The sequence below is a fragment of the Nocardioides sp. CCNWLW216 genome, assembly GCF_037120545.1.
Taxonomy (GTDB): Bacteria; Actinomycetota; Actinomycetes; order Propionibacteriales; family Nocardioidaceae; genus Nocardioides; species Nocardioides lianchengensis.
Genome location: NZ_JBBBBJ010000003.1, coordinates 40,072 through 59,610 on the forward strand (window position 1 = coordinate 40,072; position 19,539 = coordinate 59,610).

The 19,539-nt window shown below is 74.3% G+C and carries 19 protein-coding genes; 5 read left to right on the top strand and 14 right to left on the bottom strand.

Annotated elements, in window-relative coordinates; all coding sequences use genetic code 11:
- Nucleotides 1-8: 8 nt before the first annotated feature.
- On the bottom strand, nt 9-632 hold the full coding sequence (locus V7S47_RS07775; protein WP_336561042.1) for a class I SAM-dependent methyltransferase: 624 nt from the start codon (nt 630-632) through the stop codon (nt 9-11).
- A 17-nt stretch (nt 633-649) separates the two neighbouring features.
- On the opposite strand from V7S47_RS07775, the gene V7S47_RS07780 reads away from it, so the two are divergent.
- Nucleotides 650-1,396: an SDR family NAD(P)-dependent oxidoreductase gene (locus V7S47_RS07780; RefSeq protein ID WP_336561043.1), complete on the top strand. Its 747-nt coding sequence runs from the start codon at nt 650-652 to the stop codon at nt 1,394-1,396.
- A 9-nt stretch (nt 1,397-1,405) separates the two neighbouring features.
- Here the strand turns inward: V7S47_RS07780 and V7S47_RS07785 are convergent, their stop codons facing one another.
- Nucleotides 1,406-2,164 (bottom strand): SDR family NAD(P)-dependent oxidoreductase, encoded by a 759-nt coding sequence (locus V7S47_RS07785; RefSeq protein WP_336561044.1) that lies wholly within the window; start codon nt 2,162-2,164, stop codon nt 1,406-1,408.
- A 130-nt stretch (nt 2,165-2,294) separates the two neighbouring features.
- On the opposite strand from V7S47_RS07785, the gene V7S47_RS07790 reads away from it, so the two are divergent.
- A complete protein-coding gene (locus tag V7S47_RS07790; RefSeq protein ID WP_336561045.1) occupies nt 2,295-2,783 on the top strand; it encodes a MarR family winged helix-turn-helix transcriptional regulator in 489 nt (162 codons plus the stop codon).
- A 24-nt stretch (nt 2,784-2,807) separates the two neighbouring features.
- Here the strand turns inward: V7S47_RS07790 and V7S47_RS07795 are convergent, their stop codons facing one another.
- On the bottom strand, nt 2,808-3,695 hold the full coding sequence (locus V7S47_RS07795; RefSeq protein WP_336561046.1) for an NAD-dependent epimerase/dehydratase family protein: 888 nt from the start codon (nt 3,693-3,695) through the stop codon (nt 2,808-2,810).
- A gap of 31 nt (nt 3,696-3,726) precedes the next feature.
- Complete coding sequence (locus V7S47_RS07800) at nt 3,727-4,224, bottom strand: MarR family winged helix-turn-helix transcriptional regulator (protein ID WP_090860406.1); 498 nt, start codon at nt 4,222-4,224, stop codon at nt 3,727-3,729.
- An 87-nt stretch (nt 4,225-4,311) separates the two neighbouring features.
- Here V7S47_RS07800 and V7S47_RS07805 point away from each other — a divergent pair, with 87 nt between their 5' ends.
- Entirely contained in the window at nt 4,312-4,719 is a 408-nt protein-coding gene (locus V7S47_RS07805) for a RidA family protein (protein ID WP_336561047.1), read from the top strand.
- 7 nt (nt 4,720-4,726) lie between these two features.
- Here the strand turns inward: V7S47_RS07805 and V7S47_RS07810 are convergent, their stop codons facing one another.
- Nucleotides 4,727-5,644: a 1,4-dihydroxy-2-naphthoyl-CoA synthase gene (locus V7S47_RS07810; protein ID WP_090860408.1), complete on the bottom strand. Its 918-nt coding sequence runs from the start codon at nt 5,642-5,644 to the stop codon at nt 4,727-4,729.
- A 54-nt stretch (nt 5,645-5,698) separates the two neighbouring features.
- Between V7S47_RS07810 and V7S47_RS07815 the strand changes: the two genes are divergently transcribed.
- Nucleotides 5,699-6,142: a nitroreductase family deazaflavin-dependent oxidoreductase gene (locus V7S47_RS07815; protein WP_336561048.1), complete on the top strand. Its 444-nt coding sequence runs from the start codon at nt 5,699-5,701 to the stop codon at nt 6,140-6,142.
- 68 nt (nt 6,143-6,210) lie between these two features.
- Here the strand turns inward: V7S47_RS07815 and V7S47_RS07820 are convergent, their stop codons facing one another.
- The 8 genes from V7S47_RS07820 to V7S47_RS07855 are packed head-to-tail and all read right to left on the bottom strand — an operon-like array spanning nt 6,211 to nt 17,256.
- Complete coding sequence (locus V7S47_RS07820) at nt 6,211-6,816, bottom strand: amino acid-binding protein (protein WP_090860410.1); 606 nt, start codon at nt 6,814-6,816, stop codon at nt 6,211-6,213.
- A gap of 44 nt (nt 6,817-6,860) precedes the next feature.
- Nucleotides 6,861-8,651, bottom strand: a complete 1,791-nt coding sequence (gene recD / locus V7S47_RS07825; RefSeq protein ID WP_336561049.1) for an exodeoxyribonuclease V subunit alpha — start codon at nt 8,649-8,651, stop codon at nt 6,861-6,863.
- Nucleotides 8,648-11,941 (bottom strand): UvrD-helicase domain-containing protein, encoded by a 3,294-nt coding sequence (locus V7S47_RS07830; RefSeq protein WP_336561050.1) that lies wholly within the window; start codon nt 11,939-11,941, stop codon nt 8,648-8,650. The genes recD and V7S47_RS07830 overlap by 4 nt, the downstream gene beginning before the upstream one ends.
- Nucleotides 11,938-15,219, bottom strand: coding sequence for an exodeoxyribonuclease V subunit gamma (gene recC / locus V7S47_RS07835; protein WP_336561051.1), 3,282 nt, complete (start codon nt 15,217-15,219; stop codon nt 11,938-11,940). Before recC ends, V7S47_RS07830 begins: the two co-directional genes overlap by 4 nt.
- 44 nt (nt 15,220-15,263) lie before the next feature.
- A complete protein-coding gene (locus tag V7S47_RS07840; protein ID WP_090860413.1) occupies nt 15,264-15,755 on the bottom strand; it encodes a PGPGW domain-containing protein in 492 nt (163 codons plus the stop codon).
- Nucleotides 15,756-15,777: 22 nt separating this feature from the next.
- A complete protein-coding gene (locus tag V7S47_RS07845; protein ID WP_336561052.1) occupies nt 15,778-16,224 on the bottom strand; it encodes a PGPGW domain-containing protein in 447 nt (148 codons plus the stop codon).
- A 20-nt stretch (nt 16,225-16,244) separates the two neighbouring features.
- On the bottom strand, nt 16,245-16,751 hold the full coding sequence (locus tag V7S47_RS07850) for a nuclear transport factor 2 family protein (RefSeq protein WP_336561053.1): 507 nt from the start codon (nt 16,749-16,751) through the stop codon (nt 16,245-16,247).
- Between the two features lie 31 nt (nt 16,752-16,782).
- A complete protein-coding gene (locus tag V7S47_RS07855) occupies nt 16,783-17,256 on the bottom strand; it encodes a winged helix-turn-helix transcriptional regulator (RefSeq protein WP_336561054.1) in 474 nt (157 codons plus the stop codon).
- Nucleotides 17,257-17,313: 57 nt separating this feature from the next.
- Here V7S47_RS07855 and V7S47_RS07860 point away from each other — a divergent pair, with 57 nt between their 5' ends.
- Nucleotides 17,314-18,720 (top strand): MFS transporter, encoded by a 1,407-nt coding sequence (locus V7S47_RS07860; RefSeq protein ID WP_336561055.1) that lies wholly within the window; start codon nt 17,314-17,316, stop codon nt 18,718-18,720.
- Here V7S47_RS07860 and V7S47_RS07865 read toward each other — a convergent pair.
- On the bottom strand, nt 18,687-19,499 hold the full coding sequence (locus tag V7S47_RS07865; RefSeq protein ID WP_336561056.1) for an SGNH/GDSL hydrolase family protein: 813 nt from the start codon (nt 19,497-19,499) through the stop codon (nt 18,687-18,689). The genes V7S47_RS07860 and V7S47_RS07865 overlap by 34 nt on opposite strands.
- Between the last annotated feature and the right edge of the window lie 40 nt (nt 19,500-19,539).

The following is a 19,539-nucleotide window of genomic DNA, read 5'->3' on the forward strand; positions in this document are numbered from 1 at the left end:
GAAATCGGTCAAACGCCGTCCGCAGATCTGCCGTGGAGCGTCACGACGTACCCGCCGCCGTCGTAGGCGTCGCCGTCCCAGGTCGCCAGCCGATCGCCCACCCCCAGTCCCGCCGCCGCGAAGGCCGCGTCCACCTCGGCCAGCGGAGTCACGGGACAGTCGCCCGGGAGGTGGGCGGCGTCCAGCCCGAAGCCGCAGACGACCCGGCCGCCGGGCGCGGTGTGCGCAGCCAGGCGCTCCGCGACCGCGGCCAGGGTGCCGGGCTCCAGCAGCGGCACGATGTTGCCGGCCAGCAGCACCAGGTCGAAGTTCTCCCCCAGGTCGAGCGTCGCGAGGTCGGCCTCGCGCCAGTCCAGCGCGGGCGCCTCGGCCCGCGCGACGGCCAGCATCGAGGCGTCCACGTCGACCCCGACGACGTCGTATCCCAACTCGGTGAGGCGTACGGCGATCCGCCCCGTCCCGCACCCCGCATCCAGGACCCGCGCCGGGGGGTCGACCAGCTGCGTCACCAGCGCCGCCTCGCCGTGCACGTCCTGCCCGCGCTCGGCCAGCCGGCGGAAGCGGGCCGCGTACGTCGTCGCGTAGTCGGCGCCCGCCTGGGCCTGGGCGATGCGCTGCCAGAGGGTGCTCACCTGGCAATCTTGCCGCCATGGACCTCGGACTGGACGGCGCCCGGGCGCTGGTGACGGGCGGCAGCCGCGGGATCGGCCTGGCCGTCGGGCGGGCGCTGGCCGCGGAGGGCGCGCGGGTCGCACTGCTCGGACGTGACGCGTCGGCGCTGTCGGCGGCGGCCGACGCCGTCGGCCCCGGGACGGTCGTCGTCCGCGCCGACACCACCGACGACGCGGCCGTCCGTACGGCGGTCGACGCCGCGGTCGCCGCGCTCGGCGGGCTCGACGTGGTCGTCAACGCGGCCGCGCCCCGCGCGTCGCAACCACCCGCGCCGGGGCTCGCCGGGCTGGACGACGACGACTTCCTGCAGCAGGTCGACACCAAGGCCCTCGGCTACGCGCGCGTCGTGCGGGCGGCGGCGCCGTACCTCCTCGACGGGGGTGGGCGGGTCGTCAACATCAGCGGCATGAACGCCCGCGCGACCGGCAACCTCACCGGCTCGGTCCGCAACATCGCGGTCGTCGCGATCACCAAGAATCTCGCCGACGAGCTCGGCCCGCAGGGCGTCACCGTCGCCTGCGTCCACCCCGGCCTCACCGTCACCGAGCGGGTCGCCGGCGACCCCGCCTACCTGGAGCAGGCCGCCCGCAACGGCCTGGGCCGCCCGGTCACGGCCGACGACGTCGCGGCCGCGGTCACGTTCCTGGCCTCGCCGTACGGCGCGGTCGCCAACGGCGCGGTCATCCCGCTCGACGGCGGTCGGCCGGGGCCGATCTGGGCGTGAGGCCCACCCTCAGACCAGCGTGGTCAGCACGCCACCGTCGGCGCGCACAGCAGCGCCGTTCGTGGCCGACGAGAGCGGGCTGGCCAGGTAGACCGCGAGGCTCGCGATCTCGTCCGGATCGAGGAACCGCTGCAGGAGCGACGTCTGGTTGCCGGCGGCGATCGCGCCCTTCAGGTCCTCGGCCGGCATCCCCTGAGCCGCAGCGATCTGCTCCACCGTCTGCGCGACCCCGTCCGAGTACGTCGGGCCGCCGAGGATCGTGTTCACCGTGACCTCGGTCCCGCGGGTCAGCTTGGCCAGGCCGTTGCCCAGCGCCAGTTGCGCGGCCTTGGTCACCCCGTAGTGCGTCATGTCGCCGGGGACGCTCACGCCCGACTCGCTGGAGACGAAGACGATCCGCCCCCACCCGCGGTCCAGCATGCCGGGCAGCAGGTGCCGCGAGAGCCGGACGCCGCTCATCAGGTTGACCTCCAGGTAGCGCTGCCAGGTCTCGTCGGGGAGGTCCGCGAACGGCGCGACCTCGAACAGCCCGACGTTGTTGACCAGGACGTCGACGTCGCCCAGCTCGGCGAGCAGCCGTCGTACCTGGTCGGGGTCGGCGAAGTCGGCCGCCACCCCCGTCACCTGGGCGCCGGGGACCTCGCCCTCCAGTCGCGCGACCGCCTCGCGGACGCGGGGCTCCGCACGCCCGTTCACGACGACCGCCGCGCCCTCCCGGAGGAGCGCCCGCGCGATCGCGAAGCCGATCCCCTGCGTGGACCCGCTCACGAAGGCGCGCCTGCGTGCCAGTCGCATGTCCATCTCGTCCGTCCCCACTCTCGTCTTTGACTTGCTCAGGAAAGTCAATCGTAGACAGACTCACTTTCCCGAGCAAGTCAAGGAGCTCTAGGATGGAGCCATGCCACCTCTCCCGGACCCCGACGAGCTCCGCGGCGACGACCTGGCGACCTGGGCCGCCCTGGCCACCGTCCTCGAGTGGCTGCCGAGCGCGCTCGACGCCCAGCTCCAGCGCGACGCCCAGCTCTCCCACTTCGAGTACGGCGTCCTCTACGCGCTCCGTGAGGCGCCCGACCACACCCTGCGGATGAGCGTGCTCGCCGGCTACGCGAACAGCACCCTCTCGCGACTGTCCCGGGCGGCGACCCGCCTCGAGTCCAAGGACTGGGTACGACGAACGCCCGACCCGGCCGACGGGCGCTACACGCTCGCGGTCCTCACCGCCCTGGGCCGCCGGAAGGTCGACGAGGCGACCCCCGGTCACGTGCAGTCGGTCCACCACCTGGTACTGGACCGACTGACCGCACCCCAGAAGCGACAGCTGCGGGAGATCAGCCGGCGGATCCTGGGCGGCATCCGCGACGACGAGGGGTGGGCTCCTCAGGCCTGAGCGGACCGGCGGTACGGGTGCACCTCAGCCGGGCAGCACGTCGCGCCACGAGTGCCGGGGCGCGAAGCCGACCAGCTCGCGGGCCCGGTCGATGGCGTAGAAGGTCTCGTCGTCGCCCAGCTCGCGGCGCACCTCGACACCGTCGTAGAAGCGGTCCCGCAGCTCGCTTGTCGTGGCCGACACCGACAGGTCGGGGTTGGCGACGTTGAAGACCTGGTAGCCGAGCCCGTCGGTCGCCAGGCAGCGGTGCACCATCTCGCCCAGGTCGCGGGCGTCGATGTAGGCGAAGAGGTTGCGCCGGCGCAGCGCCGGGTCGGCCAGGAAGGCCGGGAACAGCTCGGCGTACTCGTGCGGCTCGATGACGTTGTTGATTCGCAGGCCGTAGACGTCCGCCCCGGTGCGGGCCTGGAACGAGCGGGCCGTCGTCTCGCCCGCCACCTTGGACATCGCGTAGGCGTCCTCCGGGACCGTCGGATGGTCCTCGTCGACCGGCAGGTAGAGGGGCCGCCGCTCCCCCTGGGCGAAGCAGACGCCGTAGACCGTCTCCGACGAGGCGAAGACGATCTTGCGCACACCGAGCCGGGTCGCGGCCTCGAGGACGTGATAGGTGCTCAGCACGTTCGCGGCGTACGTCGCCGCGTCCGGCCGCAGGCCGATCCGCGGGACCGCGGCGAAGTGCACGACCGCGTCGTACGACGGCCACTCGGGGAGATCCAGCTCGTCGAGGCTCGCCAGCCCCGCGAGCGCGGAGTAGGTCTCGCCCGCGTCGGTGAGGTCGACCCGGAGGTCGTCGACCCCCGGGTGCCCGAGGGGGACGAGGTCGGCGTTGGTGACCCGGTGACCCTGGTCGGCGAGGTAGGGGGCCACGATCCGGCCGGCCTTGCCGCTGCCGCCGGTGAAGAAGATGCGCATCACCTCCCGTACCCAGGGGCACGGGTCCGGCTCAGCCGGTGGTCGGCCGGTCGCGGACGTCGCTGGGCCGGGTACGAAGTCGTGCGGCGATGCGGGCCAACGCGGCCTGGTCGACCTCGTCGAGCGGGTCGATGACGAGGCGTCGTACGGCATCGACGTGGACTGGCGCCGCCGCCACGACGAGGCGGCGCCCCTCCTCCGTGAGCGACACGAGCGTGTAGCGACCATCGGTCTCGTCCGGCCGGCGCGAGGCCCAGCCCCGCTGCTCGAACCGCTTGACGACGTTGGAGAGCCGCGACAGCGAGCCGTTGGTCATGAACGCGAGCTCGCTCATCCGCAGCTCGCGGTCCGGAGCCTCCGAGATGCCGCTGAGCACCATGTAGTCGAAGAGCGTCAGCCCGGCCTCGCGCTGCAGCGGCGCCTCCAGCGGGCCGGGCATCAGCAGCATCAGCGAGACCAGGCCGGTCCACGCCTCCTTCTCCGGCTCCGTCAGCCACCGGAAGTCGTCCGCCGCGCCCTCGTCCGCCATGCCTCCACCGTAACGGTGGATCGCTTCACGCATGAAGTCACGTGATAGGTTCAGTTCAACCTTGAAGTCAATCCCGGAGGAACTCCCTTGCCCATCGCGTTCGCCAACCCCGTCGGCCTCCCCGAGGTCCCCCTCTACCGCCAGGTCGCCGTCGCCACCGGCAGCCGGACCGTCTTCGTCGCCGGCCAGGTCTCGTGGGACGCCGACGGCCGCCTGGTCGGCGCGGGAGACCTCGCTGCGCAGATCGTCCAGTGCTACTGCAACGTGGCCACGGCCCTGGCCGAGGTCGGCGCCACCTTCGCCGACGTCGCCGATCTGACGATGTTCGTCGCCGGCTGGACCCCCGACCAGATGCCGCTGCTCGTCGACGGCATGGCCCGCGCTGCGGACGCCCTCGGCTCGGTCCCGGTCGCCCCGGCGTCGCTGATCGGCGTCGCCGCGCTCGACGTACCCGAGCACCTGGTGGAGCTGAAGGTCACGGCCGTCCTGGCGTGAGTCGGACTCAGTAGTACCAGGGGAACGGCGACCAGTCGGGGTCCCGCTTCTCGAGGAACTGGTCCCGGCCCTCGGCGGCCTCGTCGGTCATGTAGGCGAGCCGGGTGGTCTCGCCGGCGAAGATCTGCTGGCCGACCAGGCCGTCGTCGATGGCGTTGAAGGAGTACTTCAGCATCCGCTGCGCGGTCGGCGACTTCCCGTTGATCAGCCGGCCCCACTCCAGGGCGGCCGCCTCCAGCTCCGCGTGCGGGACGGCTCGGTTGACCGTGCCCATCCGGACGCCGTCCTCGGCGGAGTACTCCTGTCCGAGGAAAAAGATCTCGCGGGCGATCTTCTGGCCCACCTGGCGGGCGAGGTACGCCGAGCCGAAGCCGCCGTCGAACGAGCCGACGTCGGCGTCGGTCTGCTTGAAGCGGGCCTCCTCGGTGCTGGCCAGGGTCAGGTCGCAGACGACGTGCAGGCTGTGCCCGCCACCGGCGGCCCAGCCCGGGACGACGCAGATGACGACCTTGGGCATGAAGCGGATCAGCCGCTGCACCTCCAGGATGTGCAGCCGACCAAGCTTGGCCTTGTCCACGGTGGCCGCGGTCTCGCCCTCGGCGTACTGGTAGCCGGCGCGGCCGCGGATCCGCTGGTCGCCGCCGGTGCAGAAGGCCCACTTGCCGTTCTTGGCGCTCGGGCCGTTGCCGGTGAGGATCACGCAGCCGACGTCGCTGGAGGTGCGGGCGTGCTCGAGCACCCACAGCAGCTCGTCGACGGTGTGCGGGCGGAACGCGTTGAGCACGTCCGGCCGGTCGAAGGCCACCCGGACGGTGCCGTGCTCCTTCGCCCGGTGGTAGGTCAGGTCGGTCAGGTCCTCGAAGCCGGGCACCACGTCCCAGGCGTCGGCGTCGAAGATCTCCGACACCCCGTCGATCGCACTCATGGGTCGGAGGCTATCTGTGGGAATGTCCGGGCCCTCCAGGGGCATTGGACAGTCATGGCACTTGAAGGCGAGTACGAGCCCAGCCCCGAGCAGTGGGTCCGCGACCAGGTCGAGGAGTTCGAGTCCTCGAACGGCCAGCGCGGCAACATCCTGCGTGGCAACCCGGAGTGGCCGATCGTGGTGATCACCTCCCGCGGCGCCAAGTCCGGCAAGCTCCGCAAGAACCCGGTGATGCGCGTCGAGAAGGACGGCAAGTACGTCGCCGTCGCCTCGCTCGGCGGCGCCCCGAAGAACCCGACCTGGTACTACAACTTCGTCGAGCACCCCGAGGTCGACCTGCAGGACGGCGCGGAGAAGCACACCTACGCCGCGCGCCGCCTGGAAGGCGACGAGCGGGCCGAGTGGTGGGACTACGCCGTCGCCACCTGGGCGACCTACGGCGAGTACCAGCAGAAGACCGACCGCGAGATCCCCGTCTTCCTCCTCGAGCGCGTCTGACCTCGCCGAGTCAGCACCACTGGTGCTGACTCGGCCCGCGGTTTCTGCTGACTCGGCGGGAGGGGGGGTCAGCCGGCGCGGACGATGGACATCGCGAGGGCGACCAGGTGGCCCAGGCGGGCCAGCTCCGAGTCGAGGAACTCCGGGCCGCCGCGGCGGCCGATGATGACCACCTCGTGGTGGTTGAGCCGGGCGCCGCAGTGGACGTTGTCGTCGTCGGTCTCGAGGCGCGCGGCCCGGCCCATCGACACCCAGGTCAGGTCGGAGGGCGCGGCCTCGGTCGCGTAGACCACGCCGGCCTTCTCGCTGACCCGCGCGGCCCAGTCGGCGCGGAAGGTGATCGGCAGCAGGTCGATCAGCCGGTCCAGCGCCTCGGCCGGGTTGGCGGTGAGCTCCTCGACCGCCTCCAGGTCGAGGAACAGGTTGCCGCCGGCGGCGTACCGGCTGATCCAGACCACCCGGACGCCGTCGATGGCGTTGCAGGCGGAGACGATCGAGTCAGGCATCGAACCGGGCGCCATCTCGAGGAGTACGTCGTCGACGGCCGTCCCGTCGTGCCGCTTCTCGACGATCTCGATCGCCTCGATGTCGCCGCCGGCCTCACCGATCCTGCTCGCCAGACGACCAAGCGACCCGGGGACGTCGGGCAGCTCGACGCGCAGCAGAAATGGCACGGCACGACCCTAACCGGCGCAGATTGCGGCGCCGTTTCCGTGTGTCAGGGTGCGGACCCGGTCTCGCGCAGCCGCTGCTGGAGTCCCGTCGCGCGCAGGGCACGGGTGGCGACGGCCGCCCGCACGGCCGCTTCGGACCCGACCACCCGGACGTGCTGCTGGGCCCGGGTGACCGCGGTGTAGAACAGCTCGCGGGTCAGCAGCCGCGAGTCGGCCTCGGGGAGCAGCACCGTCACCCGCTCGACCTGGCTTCCCTGGCTCTTGTGGATCGTCATCGCGTGCATGGTCTCGACGGCGTCGAGCCGGCCGGGGGCGAACTCCTTCAGCCGCCCCGACCCAGCCACGAAGGCCCGACGCCGGTCGCCCTGCTGGACCACCACGCCGGTCTCGCCGTTGTAGACGTCGAGCGCGTAGTCGTTGCTGGTGACCAGCAACGGGCGGCCGACGTACGACGGGCCGTGGACGTCGACGTCGACCTCCTCGGCCAGCCAGCGCTCGACCCGCTGGTTCCAGCGGCGTACGCCGTACGGGCCCTCGCGGTGGGCGCACAGCAGCCGGTAGCGGTCGAGCTCCCGGATCGCCTCCGCCGGGTCCTCGGCGACCGCGGCGGACCACACCGCCCGGGCGGCCGCGAGCGAGTCGGGCCGCAGCGCCGCCTCGACCTCGGCCTCTTCGGAGGTGTCGACCCAGGAGACCTCGTCGGAGGGGGTTCGCAGCACCTCGACGACCGTGTCGGCATCGCCCGCCCGCAGCGCCACGGACAGGGCGAGGATGTCGTCGGTGGAACGGAAGTTGCGGGTCAGCGCGGCGACCGGGGAGTCCGGGCGGCCGTCGTAGCCCGCGACCAGGTCGCCCAGCACCGCGCCGGCGCCGACCGAGGTCAGCTGCTGGGGGTCGCCCAGCAGCACCAGCACGCTCTCGGGCCGCAGCGCCTCGAGCAACCGGCCCATCATCGTGAGCTCCACCATCGAGGACTCGTCGACCACGACGACGTCGTACTTGAGGCGGTTGCCGCGGTCGTGGCGGAAGCGGGTGGCGTTGTCGGGGCGCCAGCCGAGCAGCCGGTGCAGGGTCTGGCCCTGGAGCCGACCCACCAGGGCGGCGACCTCGGGCCAGGTCTCGCCCACCTCGGCGACCTCGGCGGCGACCGCCTCCTGTAGCCGGGTGGCGGCCTTGCCGGTGGGCGCGGCCAGGGCGATCGAGAGCCGGCCCTCGCGACGCTGCGTCGAGCCGGTGGCCTGGTCGGCGAGCAGGGCGAGCAGCCGGGCCACGGTCGTGGTCTTTCCGGTGCCGGGCCCGCCGGTCAGGATCGTCGTACGACGGCGTACGGCGGCCGCGACCGCGGCCTCCTGCTCGGGGCTGAACCGGCCGCCGCGGACCCGGGCCAGCGCCGCGTCGAGCCGGGCCTCGTCGATCCCCGGCGCGGCCTGGGCCAGCCGCGCCTCCAGGTCGGCGTGCACCTGGGTCTCGAGCCGGTGGTATCGGTCGAGGTAGAGCAGCCCGAGCTCCCAGCGGACCGCCCCGGCGGCGACCAGCGGCGACGCGGCGACGGCCGCGGCCCAGGCCTCGGCCTCGGGCCAGGCAAGCTCCGGCGCGGTGGCCGGCACGGCCGCGAGGTCGAGGCACACCGACCCCCGGCGTACGGCGCGGACCGCGAGGGCGACCGCCAGCCGGACCCGCTCGTCCTCCTCCTCGCCCAGGGCCGCGACCCGGGTCGCGACGTGGACGTCGGCGGCGCTCAGCAGGCCGGCGGCGTTGAACTCGGCGAGCAGCCCGGTGGCCGAGGTGGCCAGCCGCCAGTCGTGCTCGCCGACCGGCTCGAAGGTCTCGGTCACGACGCACCTCCGTCGAGCAGGTCGGACAGCTCCTCGACCAGCGCGACCGGCGGCCGCCAGGCGAACACGCCGCACGGCGCACCGTCGACCAGCGGGGTCTCCGGCCCGCACATGCCGCGCAGGTAGAGGTAGAGCACCCCGCCGAGGTGCACCTCCGGGTCGTAGCCGGGCTGGCGCCAGCGCAGGAACCGGTGCAGCACCGCGGCGTACAGGAGCGCCTGGAGCGGGTAGTCGGAGTGGCCCATCGCCGCGTCGAGCGCGTCGGGCCGGTAGGCCGCGGCGGTCAGCGGCTCGTCGAACGGGCCGAGCCAGTTGGTCTTGTAGTCGACGACGAGGTAGCGCGGGCCCTGCTCGGTGCGCATCCGCAGCACCACGTCGACCGAGCCGGTGAGGTAGCCGCGCAGGGTCTGTTCGCCGAGCGGACCCTCGAGCGCCGCGGCGTAGGAGCGCACCGGGTCACCCGCCGGCAGGTGCCGCTCCAGCAGCGGACCGATCTGGCCGAGCACCCCGTCGCCGAGCGGCAGCTCGAAGTCCATCTCGCGGAGCCGGTCGGCCAGCGGGACCTCGCGCAGCGTCGTCGGCGCGAGCGGCCCGAGCGGGCTGTCGCAGACCGCGACCAGCGCCTCGACCAGCTCGTCGGTGTCGAGCTCCACCGGCCACCACCCGAGCTGCTCCTCGACGTGGCCGCGGAGCTCGGCGCGGAGGTCCGGCGCGTCGGGGTCGGTGTGCTCGAGCACCGCGTGCACCAGCGAGCCGAAGGTCGCGCCGACCGGCAGCCCGGCCATCGGCGAGACCAGGTCGCCGGGCACCGCGGGGGCCTCGACGACGATCGAGTCGAGCTCGTCCTCGTCGTCCTTGGCGCTCACCTCGGGCTCGCTGGTCACCGCCCCTGCGGGGCCGGGCGCGACCTGCACCTTGCTCAGCGAGGAGTACGACGACCTCCGCCACTCGGTGTCGACCTCGCGGGTGAACGACCGGGCCGCCAGCGCGGGCACCTCCGGCCGCGGTGGCGCCGCGCCCGGGTCGGCGTGCGCCGCCGGCTCGGGGGCCGGGCCGCCGCGGTCGCGCCACTCGGCGAACAGCGTCACCACCGCCTCGTCGTCGGGCACGGCGGGCGAGGCGGGCACCTCCGCCTCGTCGGGGTCGCGCATCAGCATCCGGTGCAGCGGCGAGGCGACGGCGTTCTTGGTCGGCGCCCACCAGCAGACCACCTGGGACTTGGCGCGGGTGATCGCGACGTAGAGCAGCCGCAGCCACTCGCCGGCCTCCTCGTCGGCCCAGCGCCGGCAGTGGTCGGCCCAGTGGGCGCCGCCGCCCCCGACGTCGAGGCAGCGGGTGCCCTCGTCGTCGTGGAAGAGCGGCCGGCTCGGCTTGGGGACGAACCGGTCGCCGAGGGCGGGCAGGTAGACGACGGGGTACTCCAGGCCCTTGCTCGCGTGGATCGTCACCAGCTGGACGGCGGCCGCGTCGGAGTCGAGCCGGCGGGTGCGCTCGACGCCGCGGCCCGCACGGCCCTCGGTGACCTGCTCGCGCAGCCAGGTCAGCAGCGAGACCAGGCCGTGCCGCTCGGTCAGGGTGACCTCGTGCAGGGCCTCGCCGATGTGGCGGAGGTCGGTGAGGCGTCGGTCGCCGCCGACCTCGGCCAGCACGCGCGCGGGCAGGCCGGCGACGTTGGCCGCCTCGAGCACCGCGGCCACGCCCCGGGTCGTGAACAGCTCGACCCAGCCACGCAGCAGGTCGGCCACCTCGTCGGTCAGGTCGTCGCCGCGCTCGTCGAGCTCGACGGCGCTGCGGCCGACGAAGCAGGTCAGCGCGGCCGAGCGCACGCGGGTGCTGCGGTGGGGCTGCTCGAGCGCCTCCAGCAGGGTCAGCCACTCGGTCGCGGCCGGCGTCGCGAACACGCTGCCGCCACCCGCGATGACCGCGGGCACCCCGACCTCCAGCAGCGCCTCGCGCACCGCGGCCAGGTCGGCGTGGCGGTAGCTGATCACCGCGACGTCGCGCGGGCGCAGCTCGCGGCCCTCGAAGGTCGCCCCCGACGCCAGCAGCCGTCGTACGTCGAGGGCCAGGTCGCGGGCGACGTGGGGCCGGACCAGCCCGACCGGGAGGGTCGCGCCGCCGCGGCGCCCGAGGTCCTCGCGCCGGACCACCCGCACCCGGAACGGCGCCGGCACGGGTGCACCGACCAACCGGCTGCCGGTGTGGTGGGCCTCGACGTCGCGCACGACGATGCGGTCGTCGCCGAGCGCGGCACCGGCGAGCAGCCGCTGGAAGCCCTCGAGGAGCGGCTGGTCGCTGCGCCAGTTGACGGCCAGGGTCTGCTGGCGCGCGGCGGTCGCCGCCGCTCGGAGGTACGTCGTCACGTCGCCGCCGCGGAAGGCGTAGATGGCCTGCTTCGGGTCGCCGATCAGCACCATCGTCGCGTGCCCGTTGAAGGCCCGGTCGAGGACCTGCCACTGCACCGGGTCGGTGTCCTGGAACTCGTCGACCAGCACGATCCGCCAGCGGGCGCGCATCCGCTGGGCGGCGGCGCCGTCCTCGTCGGCGAGCGCGGCGGCGAGCTGGCTGAGCAGGTCGTCGTAGGAGAGCACGCCGAGCCGGCGCTTGCGCCGGTCGAGCTCGGTGCGGACCGCCTGCGCGAAGCGCACCCGCCGCCCGACCGACGTCGACGGGTCCTCGTCGGCGGGCTCGAGCCGGGCCTGGGGGTCGCCGACCGCGGCTCGGGCGATCGCCCGCGCCTCGTCGTGGCTGAAGGCCGGGCCCCCGCCGTCGAAGGCGAACGCACGGAGGTAGAGGTCGTCGACGATCTCGGTCACCAGGTCGTCGAGGTCCTCGACCAGCCGCGCGCGGGAGTCGGTGTCTCCGGCCACCCCGAGCGAGTCGAGGACCAGCGAGCAGAACTGGTGGGTGGTGGCGATCGTCGCGGCGTCGAAGCCGGCCAGCGCCTCGGCGACCCGGCGGTGCCCACGGCGGCGCCGCTCGGGATCCCAGCCGCGCAGCAGCGCCACCAGGTCGGACTCGTCGGCGACGGCGTCGAGCGGGTCGTCGCCGAGCACCCGCTCGGCCTCGACGAGCTGGGCCCGGACCCGCTCGCGCAGCTCCTGGCTGGCGGCCCGCCCGAAGGTGACGACCAGCATCTCCTCGAGCCGGGCCGCGCCCTCGGCGACGTAGCGGGTGACCAGGGCACCGATCGTCCAGGTCTTGCCGGTGCCGGCACTGGCCTCCAGCAGGACGGTGCCCTCGGGCAGCGGGTCGGTGATGTCGAAGGGGGTGATCGCAGGACCGCTCACAGGGGACCCACCTTCTCGGCTCCGGTGAGCAGCGGCTCCCACACCCGCCAGGCGTGCTCACCCAGGCCGGCGTCGAGCAGCCGCTCGACCGGCGCCCCGACGCCGTAGACCCGCTGGTGGAAGGCGTCGGCGTCCTCGCCGGCGATGCCGAAGGCGTGGTGGGGGTCGGTCTCCCAGGCCCGGCGGGCGGCCTCGACGGGCGGGGTGTCCTGGCCCATCAGCTCGCGGACCCGGGCCTCGGCCCAGGCCGAGGCGGTCGCCACCGGGATCGGCAGCGGCTCCCGCAGGCCGCGGTCGCGGAGCTCGACCAGGTCGCGCAGCCAGGCGACGGCGCGGTGGTCGAGCGGTCCGGACAGGGCGCGCTTGGGGCCGGCGCGCTCGCGACCGATGGCGTGGGCGGTCCAGTGCTGGTCGGGGTACGTCGCGCTCAGCGCCAGCAGGTCGACCCACGCGGTCAGCCGCTGCCGGGCCTTGAGCCGGGAGTAGCCGAGGGAGACGACGCGGGTGCCGTAGACGCCGGCCACGGTGCCGGTGAGCCGGCGACCGTCGCCCAGGTCGACATCGACGTCGACCGAGCGGCGCTCCCCCTCGCGCACCTGCGCCGAGCGCGCCCAGAGCCGCTGGCACTCCTCGACGACGTCCGTCAGCGCCGACGTGCCGAGGGCGCCCGGGGGGAGGGTGCCGCGCAGCTGCTCGGCGGTCATCACGGCGGCGGCGTCCTGACCCGCGAGCAGCTCGGACAGGAGGTGGTCGCCGACCTTCCACTTGTCCAGGCTGTCGAGCGTCACCGGGATGGCGTCGGCCAGGTCGTCGGGCTCGAAGGGCGCGGCGACGTCGAGGCGCTCGCGCAGGAAGGCCCGGACCGGGTGGCCGAGGAAGCCGCGCAGCTCCTGGAGGGACACGTCGTCGCGAGGCCGCTCGGGCAGCGGCGCGGAGATCAGCGGCGGCGGCTCGTGGCGCACGCTCCAGGCCGACCGGGCCCCGGCGAGGGCGGCGGTGTCGAAGCTGAACGGGCGCGGCCGCGCGAAGTTGCGGGCGTCGTAGGGCTGGAGGGGGTGGCGGGTCAGGACCTGCTCGCGCACCGGCGCGGCGGTGGTCCGGTCGGCGGCGTCGAGGATCTCCCCCAGGGGTACGGCGGGGGGCCGCCGCGCACCCGACTGCTCGTCGGCCCCGGTGTAGGTGATCACCAGCGCCTCGGTCGCGGCCATCACCGCGTCGAGCAGCAGCTGGCGGTCCTCGCTGCGGGCGTCGCGCTCCCCGGTCAGCGGCCGCCGGCCGAGGACGTCGTCGCCGTCGACCGCGCCCGCGCGCGGGAAGACGCCGTCGTCGAGGCCGACCAGGCAGACCACGCGGTGGGGCACCGAGCGCATCGGGACCATGGTGCAGACGGTGAGGGTGCCGGTGCGGAAGTTGGCCCGGGTCGGCCGGCCGGCCAGCCGGGACTGGAGCAGCGCACGCATGTCGGGCAGCCGCAGCTCCAGCTCGGCCTCGTGGGAGGACGCGGCGGCCCGGGCCAGCTCGCGCTCGAACTGCGGCAGCTGCCAGGCGTCGTCGGTGCTCACGTCGGTCAGCGAGCGCACGCCGACGCTCAGGCCGCCGGTCCAGTCGGCGACGGTGCGCGCGCCCGCCAGGGTCGTCAGGCACGCGTCGACCCGGTCGACGAGCTCGGCCAGCCGACCGGCGAGGTCGATCTCGTTGCTGCCGACGTCGTCGAGCGGCAGCCCGCGGCCGAGGTGGCGGTGGTCGTCGCCGCTCATCGCGACACCGAGCAGGATCCGGTCGAGGCCGGTGCGCCAGGTGTTGTGGGGGAAGCCGTCCATCCGGAACGCCGCCCGCGAGCGAGCGTCCAGTCCCCACCGCACCCCGGCCCGCGCGACCCAGCGGCCGACCCGGTCGAGCTCGTCGTCGGTGAACCCGAAGCGCTGCCGCACGGGCTCCCGGGCGGCCAGGTCGAGGACGTCGGCGGCGGTGACCCGGCCCCCGGACAGCTCGAGCAGCACGTCGGCGACCGAGAGCAGCGGGTTGGTGCTGGTCAGCGCCCGGTCGGCGAGCTTGACCCGCAGCTCGTGGGCGGGGTGCCCCTCGTGGGTCGCGAGCCCGAAGCCGGCCGAGATCAGCGGCGCGTAGGTCTCGATGTCGGGGCACATCACGAGGATGTCGCGCGGCTCCAGGGTCGGGTCGTCCTGGAGCATCCCGACCAGCACCTCGCGCAGCACGTCGACCTGGCGCGCGGCCCCGTGACAGGCGTGCACCTGCAGGCTGCGGTCGGCGGCGTCGTGCACCCGCGCGGCCCGCTCGGCCGGCGTCGGCGCGTGGTTGGCGCGCAGGTCGGCCTGGAGCCGACCGAGCAGGGTGTCGGTCGCGGGCTCGGGCGCGGGCACCAGCGCGGCACCGACGCCGTCGAGAGTGCGGCGCAGCTCGCGCGCGTCCCGGCCGAGCGAGGCGAGGAGCGGGTGGCCGACCCGCTCGGCCGAGTCGTCCTCGTCGCGCGGCACCGCCCCGCCGAGGCCGGCCAGGTCGTCCCAGAGCACCGGCGAGGGCTGCGGGAGGAAGAGGTGGACGTCGCGGTGCTCGCCCAGGGCGGCGAGCAGCTCGACCTCGGTGACCGGGATCCGGGTGTGGCCGAAGAGCGTCAGCCGGCCCGGCAGCGGGAGGTCCGCAGCCCCGGCGCGCAGCCGGCGCACCGTGTCGGCCTGGCGTACGTCGGGCGCCGGCTCGCCGACCTGCTCGATCAGCCGGCGCCACAGCTCGGGCTGCCAGCGCAGGTCGGCCGGCAGCTCCGCCTCGCCCGTCCCCTCGCGCCAGGCGGTCACGAGGGCGGGCCGCTGCACGGCGTACGACGCGAACAGGCCGGCCAGCCGCAGGGCGACGGAGTAGCGGCGGGTGCGCCGCAGGTCGCCGTCGGGTCCCTCGAGCCCGTGGCCGAGGTGCGCCGCCACGGTGGCGAACACGGGGTCGTCGAGGCCGGCGTCGATGGTCGCGAGCAGCGGCCAGACCAGCCGCTCGGGGTCCCACGGGTCGTCGCGCTCGCGACCGAGCAGCAGGCTGACCAGACTCCGTGGGGTCAGGAAGCGGACCCCCGCGCACACCCCGTCGCCACCGCGCGGGCCGGCCCCCAGCCGGTGGGACAGCCGTTGCGAGAGCCAGCGCTCGACCCCCTTGGCCGGGACGACCACGACCTCCTCGGCGAACGGGTCGGCGAGCGGTGTCGCGAGCAGCTCCCCCAGGGCATCGGCCAGCACGTCGGTGCGTGCGGCGCGGTGCAGGTGGAGGGTCACGGGCGGCAGCATCGCACGCGGCTCCGACAGGGCCCGAGCGCGACTCAGTCGCGCAGCTGCTTGAACTCCTCGTCGGCCTCGTCGATCTCACGCTCGAGCTCGGCGACGGCCTCGGGCTTGCCGTGGAACTTGCGGTAGCTCCAGCCGAGCAGCACGAACGCGAACAGGCCGGAGGCGATCTGGGTGATGCCGGTGGCCACGCCGCCGGGCAGCCACCAGCTGTCGCGGAAGGACCACCAGTCGGGGACCTCGGGGCTCCAGATCCAGATCACGCCGCAGACCAGCAGTCCGACGGCGACGAGGGAGGAGAAGACGATCCGGACCCAGGTCTCGACGCTCTCGGCGGCGCCCTTGAGGGCCCGGTACTTGATCGGGTCGAGGCGCTTCTCGGCCCATTCGTACTGCTGGGAGAGCACCGCGACGCCGGCGAAGATCAGCAGCAGCCCCGGCCCCGGGAGCACGAGGGCGGCGATGCCGACCAGCACCAACGCCCAGCCACCGACCTCGATCGCGACCCTGCGCGCTGCCCCCTTCATGCAGTGAGCCTCCCAGACGACCTCAAACGCCACATCGGGGATCACCCTGGTCCGCCAGGCGCTCGTTCCGGACCCGCCACCAGGCGTAGCCGACCAGGGCGAGCGCCACGGCCCCCGACAGGAGCTGCCCGACGCCGCTCCACACGCCGCCGGGCAGCCAGGTCCAGGCGGGCAGCACCCACCAGTCCGGCTGGGGCGGCGCCCACAGCCAGAGCACGCCGGAGGCCCCGAGCAGCGCCGTGACGAGGACCGTCCAGAAGGTCCGCCAGGGCGTCCGTACGCCGGCCCGCGCGCCCGCCCACGCCCGCACCTTGACCTGGTCGACCCTCCGCTCCGCCCACGCGTGGTGCTCGGCCAGGATCGCCAGTCCCGCGGCCAGGAGCAGCAGCCCCGGGCCGGGCAGCGGGAAGAGGATCACGCCGCCGATCGTGAGGACCCAGCCGAGTCCCTGCATCGCCGTACGCCGCACCTCGGCGACGGTGGCACGGCTCAGTGACCGGCAGGTGAACCGAACTGCGCGACGTAGGCGCGACCCTCGTCCGAGAGGTTCCCGTGCGCCTCGGCGACCGCGGCCCAGCGCATCGACATCCTCATGAACCGCAGCGGGTTGTAGACGTCCTCCTCGCGGCTGAACATCCCGTCGCCGGCGTAGGTCATGATCGTCAGGTTCGACTCCTCGTGCACCGAGCCGTCGCCGGGGTCGGGCATCAGGTTGCGCACCTCGCAGATCAGCCGCGACGTGGACTCGTCGACCACCGACCAGGCCAGCGGGAACCCGGTCATCACGCCACCCGGGAACGACGTCATGGTCCGCGTCGACCAGGCCCGGATCTCCTCCCGCCCGCGGAAGGTGCCGAAGGCGTGCTCGACGTACGTCGCGTCGTCGGTGAACAGGTCCGCGAACCCGTGCCAGTCCCCCGACGACGCGAAGCCCTCGACGTGCCCGTGGAAGACGGCGTACGCCTCCTCGATCTCCGCTGCGCTGAACCCGCTCACCGGCCCATCACAGCAGGAGTACGACGCCTCGCTACCGGGCCGACCCGGTGACCAGGACCTCGTCCTCCGGCACGTCGTGCCCCGCGGCGCAGCGCGGCCGCACCTCGACCGGCTCGCCGCAGCCGGCGTGGGTGAGCCCGACCTGCCCGCGCCCCGGGAGGTGCTCGTCGCCCCAGACCGCGAGCGCGAGCACGGCCGGGACGAGCGCGTGGCCGCTGGCGGTCAGGACGTACTCGTGGCGGGTGCGCTGGCCGGCCTCGCGGTAGGGCTCCTTGGTCAGCACGCCGGCCTCGACGAGGACCTTCAGGCGCTGCGCGGCGACGGCCTCGCTCACCCCGGTGCGCGCGACGAGCTGGTCGAAGCGGCGGGCGCCGTACAGGACCTCGCGGAGGAGGAGCAGGGCGGTGCGGTTGCCGACGAGCTGGATCGCCCGGTCGATGGGACAGCGGTCCCCCACCGGGCGGTCACCCCGATCGGCGAGCGAGCCGGCGAGCTGGAACGTCATGCGCGCAGCCTACGACCTGGCTTGACATTCCCATAGCCAGCAGTCGACCCTCTGGCTATGAGCTCCCGAAGCCAGCGCTCCGGCCTGGTCACCACGATCCTGGTCGGCGCGGCCTTCCTGGCGGGCGTCGACCTCTTCATCGTCAACGTCGCCTTCGACGAGATCGGCCGCGACCTCGCCGGGCCGTCCGGCGCCGGGTTGGCCGAGCTCAGCTGGGTGCTCAACGCCTACGCCGTCCTGTACGCCGCCCTCCTCGTGCCCCTCGGGCGGCTGACCGACCGCTACGGACGCAAGCCGGGCTTCGTGGCCGGACTGGTGCTCTTCACCGCCGCGAGCGCCGCCTGCGCGCTGGCCGGGAGCGTCTGGGCGCTGGTGGTCTTCCGCGGCGTCCAAGCGGTCGGCGCGGCCGCCATGACGCCGGCCAGCCTCGGCCTGCTGCTCGCCGCGCTGCCCGCCGAGCGCCGGGCGCCGGCCGCCCGGCTGTTCGCGCTGACCGGTGCCCTGGCCGCCGCCTTCGGTCCGGCGGTCGGCGGCGGGCTGGTCCAGCTCTCGTGGCACTGGGCCTTCTGGATCAACGTCCCGCTCGGCGTCGTGCTGGTGGTCCTGGCGATCCGGTTCGTGCCCGACGTCCGGCACAACACCGACGCACCCCGCCCGGACCTGGTCGGCGCCGTCGTCCTCGCCGTCGCCGTGGGCGCGCTGGTCCTCGGGCTGGTCCAGGGTCAGGAGTGGGGCTGGGCCAGTGGCCGGGTCCTCGGCGCCTGGGCGGTCGCCCTCGCCGCCACGGCGATCTTCGCCTGGCGGACCGTCCACCACGAGTCCCCGGTGGTCGAGCCCGCGCTGCTGCGGGTGCGCTCCTTCTCGGGCGCCAACCTGGCGGGCGTGCTGTTCAACACCGGCTTCGGCGCCAGCCTGCTCGCCGGCATCCTCTGGATGCAGCAGGTCTGGGGCTACCCGGCCCTGCGGACCGGCCTGGCCGTCGCGCTCGGGCCGCTCGTGGTGCCGCTCGCCTCGCTGCTCGCCCACCGGCTGTTCCCGCGGACCCGGGCGAGCTCGTTCGTCGCCGTGGGGTCGCTCGTCACGGCCGCGGGAGCGGTGCTGATGGCGGCGTCGCTGAGCACCGACCCGTCGTACTGGACGACCTTCCTGCCGGCCTGGGTCGTCACCGGGATCGGCGTCGGCCTGGTGATGCCCAACCTGGTCGCCGCCGCGACCGCCACGCTGCCGCCCGAGCAGACCTCGACCGGGGCCGGCGTCATCACCATGGCCCGTCAGCTCGGCCTGGTGCTCGGCGTCAGCGTGCTGGTCGCGGTGGTGACGGCCGACCCCGGGATCGACGGGTTCCGGACCGCGTGGCTGCTGGTCGCGCTCAGCGGCGTGCTGGCCGCGGCCACCGCCGCGCTGGTGGCCCGGCCGGGTCGGGTCCCGGCTCAGGCGGCCGGTGCGACGCAGGTCGTCGCGTAGCCCGGCGTCCCCGTCCGGTCGTACGACGGCAGCACGTCGGCCCGCACCAGCGCGTCGACCACGTGGCGGGCGACGACGAGCTCGCCGAGCGCGTTCGGGTGGATGCCGTCGAAGGAGTGCACGACGGGGTCCCAGGCGGGGCAGGGCCCGCTGACGACCCGTGCCACCTCCACCCGGCGGTCGGCGCGGGCGATCTCGCGCAGCAGCTCGTCGTACCGCGTCCGGCGGAGGTTGCGCCGGGACGCGCCGGGGCGGGCGGCGAAGGTGACCTCGTTGAGCACCACCCGCACGTCCGGGTCGACCGCCCACACGCGGTCGAGGTAGGCCCGGGCCCGCGCGGCGGTCCGGGCCGGGGACGCGACCTTGACGTCGTTGAAGCCGAGGCCGAGCACGATCACGTCGGGTCGGAGGTGCCGGACGAGCGCCCGGACCCGGGGCAGGTGGTCGGCGTACGTCGTCCCGCCCTTGGCGGCGTGCCACGGCTGGAAGCCGTGGTCGGTCAGCGCGTAGCCGTCACCCCCGCGCCGCCCGGTGGTGGTCCCGACGAACCGCGCCCGCACCCCGGCGTCCTGGAACTGGCGCCAGACCCAGTAGCGGTACGACGTGTCGCCGCTGCGGCCCGCGGTGATCGAGTCGCCGACGAACAGGACCCGGACCGGAGGCGTCGGCGTGAGCTCGGGCCCGACCGGGATCCGCTCGTTCCAGGGCTGGGCCTCGGCGGTGACCGGCACGGCGAGCCCGACGAGCAGGAGCAGCAGGACGACGACGCGTGCCCTCATCACCAGCTCCTCCCGTTCCGACGTCGTGCGGAACGAGATC